Source organism: Streptomyces sp. NPDC056160, from assembly GCF_042268205.1.
Taxonomy (GTDB): domain Bacteria; phylum Actinomycetota; class Actinomycetes; order Streptomycetales; family Streptomycetaceae; genus Streptomyces.
Window position 1 is genome coordinate 24,993 of sequence record NZ_JBHJUW010000017.1, and the last position, 14,468, is coordinate 39,460.

At 73.0% G+C, this 14,468-nt stretch carries 10 protein-coding genes; 9 read left to right on the top strand and 1 reads right to left on the bottom strand.

The genetic code is table 11. The features are described from left to right. Positions 1 to 454: 454 nt before the first annotated feature. From ACFC02_RS08885 to holA, 6 genes are all read left to right on the top strand, one after another. Positions 455 to 1,243 carry a helix-hairpin-helix domain-containing protein gene (locus ACFC02_RS08885; RefSeq protein ID WP_376354206.1) on the top strand — a complete coding sequence of 263 codons (789 nt, stop codon included), beginning with the start codon at positions 455 to 457 and terminating at the stop codon, positions 1,241 to 1,243. 65 nt (positions 1,244 to 1,308) lie between these two features. After that, positions 1,309 to 4,170, top strand: coding sequence for a ComEC/Rec2 family competence protein (locus ACFC02_RS08890; RefSeq protein WP_376354356.1), 2,862 nt, complete (start codon positions 1,309 to 1,311; stop codon positions 4,168 to 4,170). A 4-nt stretch (positions 4,171 to 4,174) separates the two neighbouring features. Then, positions 4,175 to 5,014, top strand: a complete 840-nt coding sequence (locus tag ACFC02_RS08895; protein WP_376354209.1) for an arylamine N-acetyltransferase — start codon at positions 4,175 to 4,177, stop codon at positions 5,012 to 5,014. A 157-nt stretch (positions 5,015 to 5,171) separates the two neighbouring features. After that, entirely contained in the window at positions 5,172 to 6,053 is an 882-nt protein-coding gene (locus ACFC02_RS08900) for a YceI family protein (protein WP_376354211.1), read from the top strand. A 52-nt stretch (positions 6,054 to 6,105) separates the two neighbouring features. Then, positions 6,106 to 6,351: a hypothetical protein gene (locus ACFC02_RS08905; protein WP_376354214.1), complete on the top strand. Its 246-nt coding sequence runs from the start codon at positions 6,106 to 6,108 to the stop codon at positions 6,349 to 6,351. 99 nt (positions 6,352 to 6,450) lie between these two features. Beyond that, complete coding sequence (gene holA, locus ACFC02_RS08910; RefSeq protein ID WP_376354217.1) at positions 6,451 to 7,440, top strand: DNA polymerase III subunit delta; 990 nt, start codon at positions 6,451 to 6,453, stop codon at positions 7,438 to 7,440. Between the two features lie 355 nt (positions 7,441 to 7,795). Here the strand turns inward: holA and rpsT are convergent, their stop codons facing one another. Beyond that, positions 7,796 to 8,062, bottom strand: a complete 267-nt coding sequence (gene rpsT, locus ACFC02_RS08915; protein ID WP_053750780.1) for a 30S ribosomal protein S20 — start codon at positions 8,060 to 8,062, stop codon at positions 7,796 to 7,798. A 222-nt stretch (positions 8,063 to 8,284) separates the two neighbouring features. Between rpsT and lepA the strand changes: the two genes are divergently transcribed. The 3 genes from lepA to ACFC02_RS08930 all read left to right on the top strand — a co-directional run bounded on the left by lepA (position 8,285) and on the right by ACFC02_RS08930 (position 14,357). Next, complete coding sequence (gene lepA / locus ACFC02_RS08920) at positions 8,285 to 10,153, top strand: translation elongation factor 4 (RefSeq protein WP_376354221.1); 1,869 nt, start codon at positions 8,285 to 8,287, stop codon at positions 10,151 to 10,153. A gap of 273 nt (positions 10,154 to 10,426) precedes the next feature. Then, positions 10,427 to 12,307 (top strand): AMP-dependent synthetase/ligase, encoded by a 1,881-nt coding sequence (locus ACFC02_RS08925; protein WP_376354224.1) that lies wholly within the window; start codon positions 10,427 to 10,429, stop codon positions 12,305 to 12,307. Between the two features lie 133 nt (positions 12,308 to 12,440). Continuing rightward, positions 12,441 to 14,357: a SpoIIE family protein phosphatase gene (locus ACFC02_RS08930; RefSeq protein ID WP_376354227.1), complete on the top strand. Its 1,917-nt coding sequence runs from the start codon at positions 12,441 to 12,443 to the stop codon at positions 14,355 to 14,357. The last annotated feature ends 111 nt before the right edge of the window (positions 14,358 to 14,468 follow it).

Below are 14,468 nucleotides of genomic sequence, written 5' to 3' on the forward strand. Positions count from 1 at the left end.
AACCGGCTGGTAATCCCCGGGAATTGAGCAAGATCATCGCGAAGTGGCCGGTCCGTCCGATGCTGACGGCATGACACTTCGATCACGTTCAGGCTCACGCTCACGTTCAGGCTCACGCTCACGTTCAGGTACGGCGACGGCGACCAGCGGACCCGGCCGGGGCCCCGGCTCGGACGGCCGGGCCCGCGACCACCGTCACTCCCTTCGTCCGCACCGGCGCCACGCTCCCGTCCGGCAGGGGCTGCGGCAGCGACAGGCCCCGGCAGAGGACCTGCGCCGACGCGCCGAAGTCCTCTTCGCAGGACCCACCGTGCCTACCGGGGAGTCGGGCAGCGGCCCGCCACGGATCCCCGGGCCGGCCGCGCGCGGGGGAGGGGACGGCTACGGGGACGGGGACCGCGTCAGTGACGCAGGCACTGTAGGCAGCGCGTCCGACGCGGCCGATGCGACGGAAGTGCCCGACGCGACCGACGCGGCGCGGACCTGGGGGGAGCGGCCGTGGCGGGAGCGGGCCGGCCTCGTGCTGCGCGAGCGGATGCCGCTGTGGCTGCAGAAGCGGTGCGCGATCGAGCGCAGGAACGTGATCGCGCTGGCGGTGGTGCTCGTCGCCGTCGCGGCTCTGGCAGCGCAGCACTTCTGGACCGGCCGCACCCGGTCGGTCGCGGCGCCGGAGGTGGTGCGTGCGGCGGCGCCCCGGCCCGGCCGGGACGGGGGCAGGAGCCTCCCGGCGGACGGCCTGGCGTCCGTACCGGCATCCGTACGGGCCGCCGCCCCTTCGACCGGTGCGCAGCAGATCGTGGTGGACGTCAGCGGCAAGGTCCGCCGTCCCGGTGTCCACCGGCTCCCGGCGGGCTCACGGGTCGCCGACGCGATCCGGGCGGCGGGCGGCGCACGGCCCGGGACCTCCCTCGACAGCCTCAACCGCGCCAGGCTCCTCGTGGACGGTGAGCAGGTGGTCGTCGGCGGACCGGCACCGGCTGCGGGACCGGGCGGGGCCGGCCCGGCCGGGACAGGACCGGCCGGGCCGGGATCTTCCGCTACGGGTCCGGCGGTCCCCGTCTCCCTCAACACCGCCACCGCGGAGCAGTTGGAGACCCTCCCCGGCGTCGGCCCGGTGCTGGCGCGGCACATCATCGACTACCGCACTCAGCACGGCGGCTTCCGCTCGGTACAGGAACTGCGGCAGGTGACCGGCATCGGCGACCGTCGCTTCGCCGATCTGCGCGACCTGGTGCGGGCATGAAAGCGGCCACCGCGGCAACGCCCGGTCGTCCCGCCGCCGGGCCCGCCGACCGTCTCCGTCCGTCGGTGCACGCCGACTCCGGCAACCGGCTCGGCGCGGCCCACCCCCGGCAGGAGGGGCCGGCCGACCTTCGGCTCGTGCCCCCGGCACTCGCGGCCTGGGCGACGGCGGCCCTGACTCTGGACGCCTCCGCGAGGTGGGTGACGGGTTTCGTGCTCGCCTGTCTCGCCGCGAGCGCCGCACTCGTCCTCAGCCGACGGGCCGGGCGACGAGGCCCGCCCCGGGCAGGGGCCGGCGACCTGGCCCGAGCAGGGACCCACCGCCCCGCCCGAGCAGGGACCGACCCATCAACCTCAGAAGGAACCGATCGCCCCACCTGGGCAGAGACCGACCGCCCGGCCCTGCCAGAGGCCGACCGCCCGGCCCTGCCGGACACTGACCGCCCGGCCCTGCCAGAAACCGGCGGCCCGACCCTGTCGGACTCCGGCCGCCAGGGCCGCCCAGAGATCGACCGCCCGCCCCCGCCGGACACTGACCACCCCTGCGGGCCCCAAGCCGACCACTCGGCCCGGGTCGGTACCGACCATCCGACCCGCGTACCCACAGTCCGCCCCCGCACAGGTGACCTGCCGGGTGGCCGAGTGCCCGGTTGGGTGCGAGTCTCCGTCTCGGCCGCGCTGCTCGCCGCCGCGGCAGCCGCCGCCTCGGCGGGGCTGCACGGCGCGGATCTGCGGCGCGGCCCGGTTCCGGAGCTCGCGCGGCGGTACGCGACGGTGACCGCCGAGGTGGAGCTGACCTCCGACCCACGGCTCACCCGTCCCCGGGTCAGCGGTGACCACATGGCACCGGTCTCCGTACTGCTCGACGCGGACGTACGACGCGTCCAACGGCCGGACGGAACGGCGGTGAGGACTCGCGCGCCGGTCCTGATCCTCGTGGACACCGGGGCGCGGGGAAGCGGACCCTCAGGTGCGCGGGCGGCCGGCGGTCGGGGTGCGCCCTGGCTCGGGCTGCTGCCCTCCACACGGCTGCGGGTGACCGCGCGGCCGGCGCCGCCACTGGCGGGCGGCGACCGGATCGCGGCGGTGCTCAAGGTCCGGGCCGGAGCGGCACCCGAGGTGATCGGGGGCCCGTCCGGGCCGCAGCGCCTGGCGGGCCGGCTGCGGGCCGGGCTGCGCGCGGCGACCGACGGGCTGCCGGCGGACGCGCGGGCCCTGCTGCCGGGACTGGTCGTCGGGGACACCTCGCGGATCACGTCCGAACTGGACGAGGCGTTCAAGGAGACGGACCTCGCCCACGTCCTGGCCGTCTCGGGGAGCAACCTCACGATCCTCCTCGCCCTGCTCATCGGACCGCCCGGTCTGGCACAGCACGTCGAACGCAGGGGCCTCGCGCCCCGACTGGGGCTGCCGCTGCGCGCCACCGCGCTGCTGGGCGCGGCACTCACCCTGGGGTTCGTCGTCGTGTGCAGGCCCGACCCGAGCGTGCTGCGCGCCGCGGCCTGCGGGGCGGTGGTGCTGCTGGCCCTGGCCACGGGGCGGCGCAGATCGCTGATCCCGGCGCTGGCGACGGCCGTTCTGCTGCTGGTGCTCTACGACCCGTGGCTGGCCCGCAGTTACGGCTTCCTGCTGTCGGTGCTGGCCACCGGCGCCCTGCTCACGCTGGCACCTCGTTGGAGCGCGGCGCTGCGCCGCCGACGGGTGCCCGGCCGCCTGGCCGAGGCGCTTGCCGCGGCGGCCGCGGCGCAGGCCCTGTGCGCGCCGGTGGTGGCCGTGCTGTCGGCCCGGGTGAGCCTGGTGGCGGTGCCGTGCAACCTGCTGGTGGAGATCGCGGTCGCTCCCGCCACGGTGCTGGGCTTCGCGGCGCTGGCGTGCGCACCGGTCGCGCTGCCCGCGGCCAGGGCGCTGGCCTGGTGCGCGAGTTGGCCGACCGGATGGATCGCGGACGTCGCCCGCACCGGTGCGGGGTTGCCCGGCGGCGGAGTGGACTGGCCGGGCAGCTGGGCCGGGGCGCTGCTCCTGGGCCTGGTCACGGTGGTGCTCGTGCTGCTGGGCCGGCGGCTGTTGCGCCATCCATGGCTGTGCGCGGTCTGCGGGGCGCTGCTCCTGCTGGCGGTGGTGCGACCGCCGCCGCTGACCCGGGTGCTCACGGGCTGGCCGCCGCCGGGGTGGCGGTTCGCGATGTGTGACGTGGGGCAGGGCGATGCGACGGTGCTGGCGGCGGGACCGGGTGCCGGGGTGGTGGTGGACGCGGGCCCTGATCCGCGGCGGGTGGACCACTGCCTGCGTGCCCTCGGCGTCACCAGGGTCCCGCTGGTGGTGCTGACCCACTTCCACGCCGACCACGTGACCGGCCTGCCCGGGGTCCTGCGGGGCCGCTCGGTGGGGTCGATCGAGACGACGGGGTACGAAGAGCCCGCGGAACAGGCGGCGTTCGTCCGTGGCGAGGCCGCGCGGCGGGGCATCCCGCTCACCCGCGCCGTCGCAGGGGAGGAGCGGCGCACCGGCGCCCTGTCCTGGCGGGTGCTGTGGCCGCCGGCACGTCCGTCCGCGCGGCCGGACGGCCCCAACGACGCCAGCGTCACGCTGCTCGTCCGCTCCGGCGGGCTGCGGCTGTTGCTGCTGGGCGACCTGGAGCCCCTGGCACAGCAGGAGTTGGCGCACTCGCCGGAGGCGGCCGGGCTGGCCCGGGTGGACGTGCTGAAAGTCGCCCATCACGGGTCGGCGTACCAGGACCCCGACCTGATGAGGACGGTGGCCCCGCGACTGGCGCTGATCTCCTGCGGCGCGGGAAACATGTACGGGCATCCGGCTCCGCGTACGGTCGCGGCGCTGCGGGCCGGGGGCGCGGTGGTGTTGCGGACGGACCGGGACGGCACACTCGCCGTGACCGGGGAGGGCGCGGGGCTGCGCGTGGCGCGAGACTGAGGGCATGAACGCCGCACAGGCCGCCGCCTACCTCGACCGGATCGGGGCCGCGTCCCCGGCCTCGCCGACCGCCGCCGCCCTGCGGGAGCTGCATCTGCGGCACCTGCGGGCCGTGCCCTTCGAGAACCTTTCCGTCCACCTCGGCGAGGAGATCGTGCTGACCGAGGAACGGCTGCTGGACAAGGTGGTGGGCGCATGCCGGGGCGGGTTCTGCTACGAACTGAACGGCGCGTTCGGGGCCCTGCTCACCGCGCTCGGTTTCGACGTGACGTTGCTGGCCGCCCGGGTGTACGGGGAGGAGGGGCGGCTCGGGATCCCGTACGACCATCTCGCGCTGCGGGTGCGGACGGTGGACGGGGGCGACTGGCTGGCCGATGTGGGGTTCGGGGCGCTGAGCCACTTCCCGCTGGCCTTCCGGGAGCGGGAGGAGCAGGTGGAGCCGGGCGGCACGTTCCGGATCGTGCCCGCCGACCCGGACGCGGCCGGGGTGCGCGGTGCGGGGGCCGGAGCGGAGGGTGTGGATCTGGACGTGGTCCGCGACGGCCGGCGCCAGTACCGGCTGGAGGCGCGGCCGAGGGCCCTCGGCGACTTCGTGTCCGGGGCCTGGTGGCACAGCACGTCGCCCGCCTCGCACTTCATGCGGTCGCTGGTGTGTTCGCGGCTGACGGAGGACGGGGGGCGGATCACCCTCGGCGGCCGGACGCTGACGACTACGGGCCCCGACGGAACGCGGGAGGTGGTGGAGCTGGATTCGGACGAAGAGGTGCTGGCGGTGTACCGGGACCGGTTCGGCATCGCGCCGGGCCGTGTGCCGACTGTGCGAAATCCCCTCGGGAGCGGCTGATCCCGGCCACATGGTGCCACTCGCGTGCCACTCGTGCGACCCGCGGCACATGCCCCGGTTTCCCATGGTGTGATCCTGTGTTGCCTCGAAAGCCCCATCGGTGATCGAATGCTTCTTTGGTAACAGCTGTTCTCACATCGTGCAGAAGGTGTCGTAGATGATCGGCCGCTTGCTGGGAAGCCGAACGAAGCGCGTGCAACGGACGAGTCCCCTGGCGGCGGTGTGGACCCCACCGAGCGCGGGAGTGCTGAGCTGCCGGGTGCTGGATCCGGTCAACCAGCCCGTCGAACAGGCCGAGTTCGCGGTGCTCGACACCGCGGGGCGCAAGGTGGTCAGCGGCGGGACGGACCCGTTCGGGTCGTTCGTGGCGGCGGTGCCCGCTGGGGAGTACCGGCTCGCGGTGTCCGCCGAGGGGTACGCGCCCTACCGGGCCGCGGCGACGGTCGCGGAGAACTCGCTCACCTCGCTCGGCGACGTGACGCTCCAGGTCGCTCAGCCGCCCGAGCTGCCCGCGCCGGGCGACTGGGAGATCGAGCCCGCCCATTCCTCGATCGCCTTCACCGCCCGGCACATCGGGCTGGCCCGGATCCACGGGCGGTTCAACTCGTTCGCCGGTGTGGTGCGGGTGGCCGAGGAGGTCGAGCGCTCGGCGATGCACGTGGTGATCGACGCGGCGTCCATCGACACCAACGTCAAGATGCGGGACGACCACCTGCGCTCGGGGGACTTCCTGGACGTGGCGCGGTTCCCGACCCTGGAGTTCTACAGCGACCGGTTCGCGCACCGCGGCGGCAACCGCTGGGCCGTCACCGGGGCGCTGTCGCTGCACGGCGTGACCCGTACGGTCACCCTGGAGACGGAGTACCTCGGACTCGGCAACGGCATGGAGGGCGAGGCCCGGGCCGCCTGCCGGGCCACCACCGAGCTGCACCGCGACGACTTCACGGTGAGCTGGCAGACGATGCTGGCGCGCGGCATCGCCGTGGTCGGCCCGACCATCAAGATCGAACTCGACATCCAGGTCGTGCCCAAGGGCTGAGCGGCCCACCGCCCGTGAAGGCGCCGATGCGCCGTGCCCGACAATGGCGTGCGTGAGTGACGTGAGACATGTCCTGGTGCTGCCCGACCGCGACGCGGCGGAGGAGGCCGCGGAGGCGCTCGGGGAGCGGTTCGGGCTCCAGGAGGAGCCGCGGCTGGTACGGGAGGCGCTGGCGGGCGAGGACGACGCGGAGGACGCCCAGTGGCTCGTCCTCCTGCGCGACGAGGAGGAACGGCTCGACCCGGCGGAGCTGGACGCGTTCGCGGGGGAGTGGGAGGGCTGGCGCGAGGAGCCGTGATCGCGGGGCGTCCTGCTCCGGGGGCGCCCCGGCCGGCCGCGGGCCTGGGCCGTCCGCGCGCCGGGGGCGTTGTCAGTGGGCCGTGGGATGCTTGTCGCGATGGCCAGGAAGACTGCGAATGACGACCCTCTCGCCCCGGTGACGCTCGCCGTGGGCCAGGAGGACCTCCTGCTCGACCGTGCGGTGCGGGAGGTGGTGGCCGCCGCCCGGGCCGCCGACGCCGACACGGACGTACGCGACCTCACCCCCGACCAGTTGCAGCCCGGCACGCTTGCCGAGCTGACCAGCCCCTCGCTCTTCGCCGAGCGCAAGGTCGTGGTCGTCCGCAGCGCGCAGGACCTGTCGGCCGACACCGTCAAGGACGTGAAGGCGTATCTGGCCACGCCCGCCGAGGAGATCACCCTCGTCCTGCTGCACGCGGGCGGCGCCAAGGGCAAGAGCCTGCTGGACGCGGCCCGCAAGGCGGGCGCGCGGGAGGTGGCCTGCCCGAAGATGACCAGGCCCGCCGACCGGCTCGCCTTCGTGCGGGGCGAGTTCCGCGGTCTGGGCCGCTCGGCGACGCCCGAGGCCTGCCAGGCGCTGGTCGACGCGATCGGCAGCGACCTGCGGGAGCTGGCGTCGGCGGTGTCCCAGCTGGTCGCGGACGTGGAGGGCACGATCGACGAGGCCGTCGTCGCCCGCTACTACACGGGCCGGGCGGAGGCCTCCAGCTTCACCGTCGCCGACCGGGCCGTCGAGGGCCGCGCGGCGGAGGCCCTGGAGGCGCTGCGGTGGTCGCTCGCGACGGGGGTTGCACCGGTGCTGATCACCAGCGCGCTGGCCCAGGGCGTACGGGCGATCGGGAAGCTGTCCTCCGCGCGCGGCGGACGGCCCGCGGACCTTGCGCGCGAGCTGGGCATGCCGCCGTGGAAGATCGACCGCGTCCGCCAGCAGATGCGCGGCTGGACTCCGGACGGTGTGGCGGTGGCCCTGCGTGCGGTTGCCGAGGCGGACGCCGGCGTGAAGGGCGGCGGCGACGACCCGGAGTACGCCCTGGAAAAAGCGGTGGTGACCATCGCCCGCGCGGCCCGCTCCCGGGGACGCGGATGACCACGCGCCCGTGCCGATGCCGTCGCCTTCCCGAGCGGACGTCGCCGCTTCCGTGGGAACGCCGTCGCCTTCCCGAGCGGACGCCGTCACTTCCGTGGGAACGCCGTCGCCTTCCCGAGCGGAGGACCCCCGGCCGACGCCGAACCTCGTGAACCCCGAACCCCCCTGCCGTACCCGTCAAAGGCCGAAGGCCCCGGCCGCCGTCCCTGGGGAAGGGAGGCTGCCGGGGCCTTCGGATGATGCTCGTGGACCCATGCCCGCGTGGCGAACGCAGGCCGCGCATGGGGCCGGGGTGCCGGGCGGGAGCGGATGAGAGAGGGCCCGCTCGGGTCCGTCCGGCGTCAAGTCAGGGAGTTCAGCCCTTGAGGGTCGCGACCTTGGAAGCCAGCGCCGACTTCTTGTTGGCGGCCTGGTTCTTGTGGATGACGCCCTTGGAGACGGCCTTGTCGAGCTGGCGCGCGGCAGCGCGCTGGTACTCGGTGGCCTTCTCGACGTCACCCGCGGCAGCGGCCTCGCGGGCCTTGCGGATCGCGGTCTTCAGGGAGGACTTGACGGCCTTGTTGCGCAGCCGAGCCTTCTCGTTGGTCTTGATCCGCTTGATCTGGGACTTGATGTTCGCCACGAATGAGCCTTCTCTTTCGAAAATTTTCCGGTGTGCCTCGCGCTGAGAGGGCATGAGACACAGCCCCCCACGTTACCAGCGGCCCGTCGCACGACCCAAACCGGTCGCCGCTCCCCGGTCCCGGCCGGGCATGGGACCATGGAAAGACTACGTATCGATCCGACCCGAGACCGCAGACGCACCAGCAGACGTATGCGGACGCCTCAAGAATCAGGACCCTGCGTGCCCGCGACCCCCAGCCATGTGCCCGAGCCGAGCCGTACCGACCCGGCGCTGATCCGCAATTTCTGCATCATCGCGCACATCGACCACGGCAAGTCCACTCTCGCCGACCGGATGCTGCAGCTGACCGGTGTGGTCGAGCAGCGGCAGATGCGCGCCCAGTACCTCGACCGCATGGACATCGAGCGCGAGCGCGGCATCACGATCAAGTCCCAGGCGGTGCGGCTGCCGTGGGCTCCCACCCACGACCCCGGCGCCACGCACATCCTCAACATGATCGACACGCCGGGGCACGTCGACTTCACGTACGAGGTGTCCCGCTCGCTCGCCGCCTGCGAGGGGACCATCCTCCTGGTCGACGCGGCCCAGGGCATCGAGGCCCAGACCCTCGCCAACCTCTACCTGGCGATGGAGAACGACCTCACGATCATCCCGGTCCTCAACAAGATCGACCTGCCGGCCGCGCAGCCGGAGAAGTTCGCCGAGGAGCTGGCCAACCTGGTCGGCTGCGACCCCGAGGACGTGCTGAAGGTCTCCGCCAAGACCGGTCTCGGCGTCGAGGCGCTGCTCGACAAGGTGGTCGACCAGATCCCCGCCCCGGTCGGCGTCAAGGACGCCCCGGCGCGCGCGATGATCTTCGACTCCGTCTACGACTCCTACCGCGGTGTCGTGACGTACGTCCGTGTCATCGACGGCCAGCTCAACAAGCGCGAGCGCATCCGGATGATGTCCACCGGCGCCACGCACGAGCTGCTGGAGATCGGCACCAACTCCCCGGAGATGCTGCCCGCCGACGGCCTGGGCGTCGGCGAGGTGGGCTACCTGATCACCGGTGTGAAGGACGTCCGCCAGTCCAAGGTCGGTGACACCGTCACCAGCCAGCACAAGGGCGCCACGGAAGCGCTGGGCGGGTACAAGGACCCCAAGCCCATGGTCTTCTCCGGGCTGTACCCGCTGGACGGCTCCGACTACCCCGAGCTGCGCGAGGCGCTGGACAAGCTCCAGCTCAACGACGCCGCGCTCGTCTACGAGCCGGAGACCTCCGCGGCCCTCGGCTTCGGCTTCCGCGTCGGCTTCCTCGGCCTGCTCCACCTGGACGTGATCCGGGAGCGGCTGGAGCGCGAGTTCGGCCTCGATCTGATCGCGACCGCCCCCAACGTGGTCTACCGCGTGATCATGGAGGACGGCAGCGAGATCACCGTCACCAACCCGAGCGAGTTCCCCGAGGGGAAGATCGCAGAGGTGTACGAGCCGGTCGTGCGGGCCACCATCCTCGCGCCCACCGAGTTCATCGGCGCGATCATGGAACTGTGCCAGACCCGGCGCGGCACCCTGCTCGGCATGGACTACCTCTCCGAGGACCGCGTGGAGATCCGCTACACGCTCCCGCTCGCGGAGATCGTCTTCGACTTCTTCGACCAGCTGAAGTCCAAGACCCGCGGCTACGCCTCCCTGGACTACGAGCCCACCGGCGAGCAGTCCAGCTCCCTGGTCAAGGTCGACATCCTGCTGCACGGCGACAAGGTGGACGCCTTCTCGGCGATCACCCACAAGGACCAGGCGTACGCGTACGGCGTCCGGCTCGTCGCCAAGCTCAGGGAGCTGATCCCGCGGCAGAACTTCGAGGTGCCCGTCCAGGCCGCCATCGGTTCGCGCGTGATCGCCCGCGAGACCATCCGCGCCATCCGCAAGGACGTCCTCGCCAAGTGCTACGGCGGTGACATCTCCCGTAAGCGGAAGCTGCTGGAGAAGCAGAAGGAAGGCAAGAAGCGCATGAAGATGGTGGGTTCCGTGGAGGTTCCGCAGGAGGCCTTCATCGCCGTGCTCTCCAGCGATGACAGCACGGCGTCGGCCAAGGGCAAGAAGTAACCGCCGGTAGCACGTGCCGAGCGGCCGCCGCGTCGGTGAACCGGGTGAAAAGGGGCTCGTCGCACGAAAGTGCGCCGGGCCCCTGCGCGTGCGCGTGGTAGCGCTCGGTGGGAAGTCTCAGGCCACAGCCTCTTACGCGGTGGCCGGTCGCCCTCTACCCTGATGCCTGCTCGCTAGTTACTCGTGAGTTAAACAACGCCGAACCACCACCCGTGAGCCAACCCAGCCGCACCTGAGCCAGCCGCCGCACTGACGCGGGCCCCGGAGGATGTCGTGAGCGACGCACAGACCCTGATCGAGAACCGTCCGCCGTCCGTGGCGGCCCTCTTCCTGGAGCGTGTGGCGGCCACACCGGACGCCGAGGCCTACCGCTACCCCGTACCGCCGTCCTCGGGCGAGGGCCCCGACGAGTGGCGGTCGCTGAGCTGGGCGCAGGCCGCCGAGCGGGTGCACGCCATCGCCGCCGGACTCATCGAACTGGGGGTGCGGCCCGAGGAGCGCGTCGCGCTCGCCTCCTCCACGCGCGTGGAGTGGGTGCTGGCCGACCTCGGCATCATGTGCGCGGGTGCGGCCACCACCACGGTCTACCCCCAGACCAACGCCGAGGAGTCCGCGTTCATCCTGTCCGACTCCGAGAGCAGAGTGCTCCTCGCGGAGAACGCCGGGCAGCTGGCCAAGGCCGTCGAACGGCGCGCCGAACTGCCCGACCTGCGCCACGTCGTCGTGATCGACCCGGCGGGCGTGGAGAGCGGTGACGACGGCTGGGTGCTCACCCTCGCCGATCTGGAGCAGCGCGGCGCCGCGTACCTGGAGAAGCACCCGGAGCTGATCAAGGAGCGGGTCGGCGCGATCACCAAGGACCAGCTCGCCACCCTCATCTACACCTCCGGCACCACCGGCCGCCCCAAGGGCGTCCGCCTCCCGCACGACAACTGGTCGTACATGGCGAAGGCGATCGCCTCCACCGGCCTGCTCGGCCCCGACGACGTGCAGTACCTGTGGCTGCCGCTCGCGCACGTCTTCGGCAAGGTGCTCACCTCCGGGCAGATCGAACTGGGGCACGTCACCGCCGTCGACGGCCGCGTCGACAAGATCATCGAGAACCTGCCGGTCGTCCGGCCCACCTACATGGCGGCCGTGCCGCGCATCTTCGAGAAGGTCTACAACGGCGTCGCCGCCAAGGCCCGCGCCGGCGGCAACGCCAAGTACAAGATCTTCCAGTGGGCCGCCGAGGTCGGCCGCGAGTACGCCAAGGTCACGCAGGACAACTTCCAGCGCACCGGCGTCCACTCCGCGCCCTTCGGCCTCGCCGCCAAGCACAAGGTCGCCGACACCCTCGTCTTCGCCAAGATCCGCGAGGCCTTCGGCGGGCGGCTGCGCGCCTGCATCTCGGGCAGCGCCGCGCTCGCCCCGGAGATCGGCTACTTCTTCGCCGGCGCCGGCGTCCACATCCTGGAGGGCTACGGCCTCACCGAGTCCTCCGCGGCCTCCTTCGTCAACCCCGGCGAGGCCTACCGCACCGGTACCGTCGGCAAGCCGCTGCCCGGCACGCAGGTCCGCATCGCCCAGGACGGCGAGATCCTGCTGCGCGGCCCCGGCATCATGCAGGGGTACCACAAGCTGCCCGAGAAGACCGACGAGGTGCTGGAGCCGGACGGCTGGTTCCACACCGGCGACATCGGCGAGCTGTCCCCGGACGGCTACCTGCGCATCACCGACCGCAAGAAGGACCTGATCAAGACCTCCGGCGGAAAGTACATCGCGCCCGCCGAGGTCGAGGGCCAGTTCAAGGCCGTGTGCCCGTACGTCTCGAACATCCTGGTGCACGGCGCCGACCGCAACTTCTGCACCGCCCTCATCTCGCTCGACGAACCCGCGATCCTGGAGTGGGCCCAGGAGAACGGCCTGGCGGGCAAGGCCTACGCCGAGGTCGTCGCCGCCCCGCAGACCGTGGAACTGATCGACGGCTACGTCCGGCAGCTCAACGAAGGCCTGCAGCGCTGGCAGACCATCAAGAAGTTCCGCCTCCTGCCGCGCGACCTCGACGTCGAACACGGCGAGATCACGCCGAGCCTCAAGCTGAAGCGCCCCGTGGTCGAACGGGCGTACAAGCACCTGATCGACGACATGTACGCGGGGGCGCGGGAGGCGTGAGGGCGTAGCTCATGCGTAGCACAGTTCTCGCCCCTGGCGGTCTAGTTCGGTAACTCGGTGCTTATGGGTGCGGTCGGTCTGTCACCCTGTCGGCAACGACCGACCTATCGTCCGACCGCTCGGGGAGCTGTAGATGGGGGCCATTCCGACGCAGCGGGAGACGGGTTCCCGCGCCGGTGACCCGGCCGCGCGGCAGTGCGCGGGCGGGCCCGGCGACGTGTACGCGGCGCTGCCCGGCAGCCCGCTCGCGCCCGGCTCCGCCCGCGCGCTGGTCCGCGCGGGGTTCACGAAGTGGCGCGAGCTGGGCCTGAGCGTTCCGGAGCGGCTCGCCGACGAGGTCCTGGTCGTCGTCAGCGAGCTGGTCACCAACGTCGTCGTGCACGCGGGCACGCACGCCGAGCTGACCTGCCGGCTGGAGGCGGAGACCGGCGCGTGCGTCGTCGAGGTGACCGACCACCACCCCTCGCGCGCCCCCCGCGACCACGGCCACGCTCAGGAACCGGCGTACGGGCCGGCGGAGTACGGCCGGGGCCTGCGCCTGGTCGCCGCGCTGGCCGAGGAATGGGGCATCACCTACCGCAGTGGTGCCAAGACCGTATGGGCGCGGCTGATCGCCGGGGACGACACGGGCGGCGAGGGCGGCGAGGGGCAGGAGAAGGACGCCGAGGCCGCCGGGCAGGGCGCCGGGCCCTGGCTCGGCGTCGCCGAGGTCATGGCCCCCGGACCGCAGCGCGCCGAACGCGACCGCGAGTGGCTGGGACGCGGCGCGCTGTCCTTCCTCGCGGAGGCGTCCGACCTGCTCGCCGGGCAGCTCGACGAGGACCTGGTCGCCGCACTCACCGGCCAGCTCGTCGTGCCCCGGCTGGCCGACTGGTGCGCGGTCTGGCTGGAGGACGAGTCCACGGCGCGCGGCCTGTGGAGCGACGGCACCGGCGCGCCCGGCCCGCGGCTCGCCCGCGTCTGGCACGGCAGCGAGAGCCACATCGAGGAACTGCGCCGGGCCCTGGAGAAGGACCCGCCGCGCCCCGCCGACGACCTGCTGAACTCCGGGCCCGTCCCCTACCCCTGGCCCGGCGAGGCACTGGGCCCGCGCGCCGCGGACGGCTCCGCGCTCGCCTACCGGCTGATCGCCGGCGGCCGGCCGCTCGGCACGCTCGTCATCGGCCGGGCCGGGCTGCTCCGCTTCCCCGACGAGATCACCGGGCTGGTGGAGGACCTCAGCCGGCGAGTGGCGCTCGGCATCGGCGCGGCCCGGCAGTACGCCCGCCAGGCCACCATCAGCGCCGTGCTCCAGCGCGGGCTGCTGCCCGGCGCGGTCGCCGAGATCCCGGGCATGCGCAGTGCCCTCGTCTACGAACCGTGCGACCAGGGCGGTCCGAGCGGTGACTTCTACGACGTCTTCCCGGCCGGTGACGGCCGCTGGTGCTTCGCGGTCGGCGACGTCCAGGGCAAGGGGCCCGAGGCCGCCGTGGTCATCGGACTCGCCCGGCCCTGGCTGCGGCTGCTGGCCCGCGAGGGGTACGGCGTCGCCGACGTCCTCGACCGCCTCAACCAGCTCCTCCTCGACGACGCCACCGAGGCCGCCGACGCCGCGGCCCGGGCGCTGGTCGGCCCGGTCGTGCCCGGCGACGCCCCGCAGACCCGCTTCCTGTCCCTCCTCTACGGCGAGCTGGCCCCCTTCGAGGGCGGTGTGCGCTGCACCCTCGCCTGCGCCGGTCATCCGCTGCCGCTGGTCCTCGCCCACGACGGCGACGTGCGCACCGTCGCCCGCCCGCAGACGCTGCTCGGCGTCATCGAGGACGAGACGTACGTGTGCGAGAGCTTCGAGCTGGTGCCGGGCGACACCCTGTTGTGCGTCACCGACGGGGTGACCGAGCGGCGCTCCGGCTCCCGCCAGTTCGACGACGGCGACGGACTCGCCGCCGCCCTCGCGGCCTGCGCGGGCCTCGACGCCGACCTGATCGCCGACCGCATCCGGCGCCTGGTGCACGAGTTCGGCGAACGCCCTCCGGAGGACGACCTGGCCCTCCTGGTCCTCCAGGCGCAGTGACCCGGGCCCGGCCTTCCGGCCTTCCGGCCTTCCGGCCTTCCGGCCTTCCGGCCTTCCGGCCTTCCGGCCTTCCGGCCTTCCGGCCTTCCGGCCTTCCGGCCTTCCGGCCTT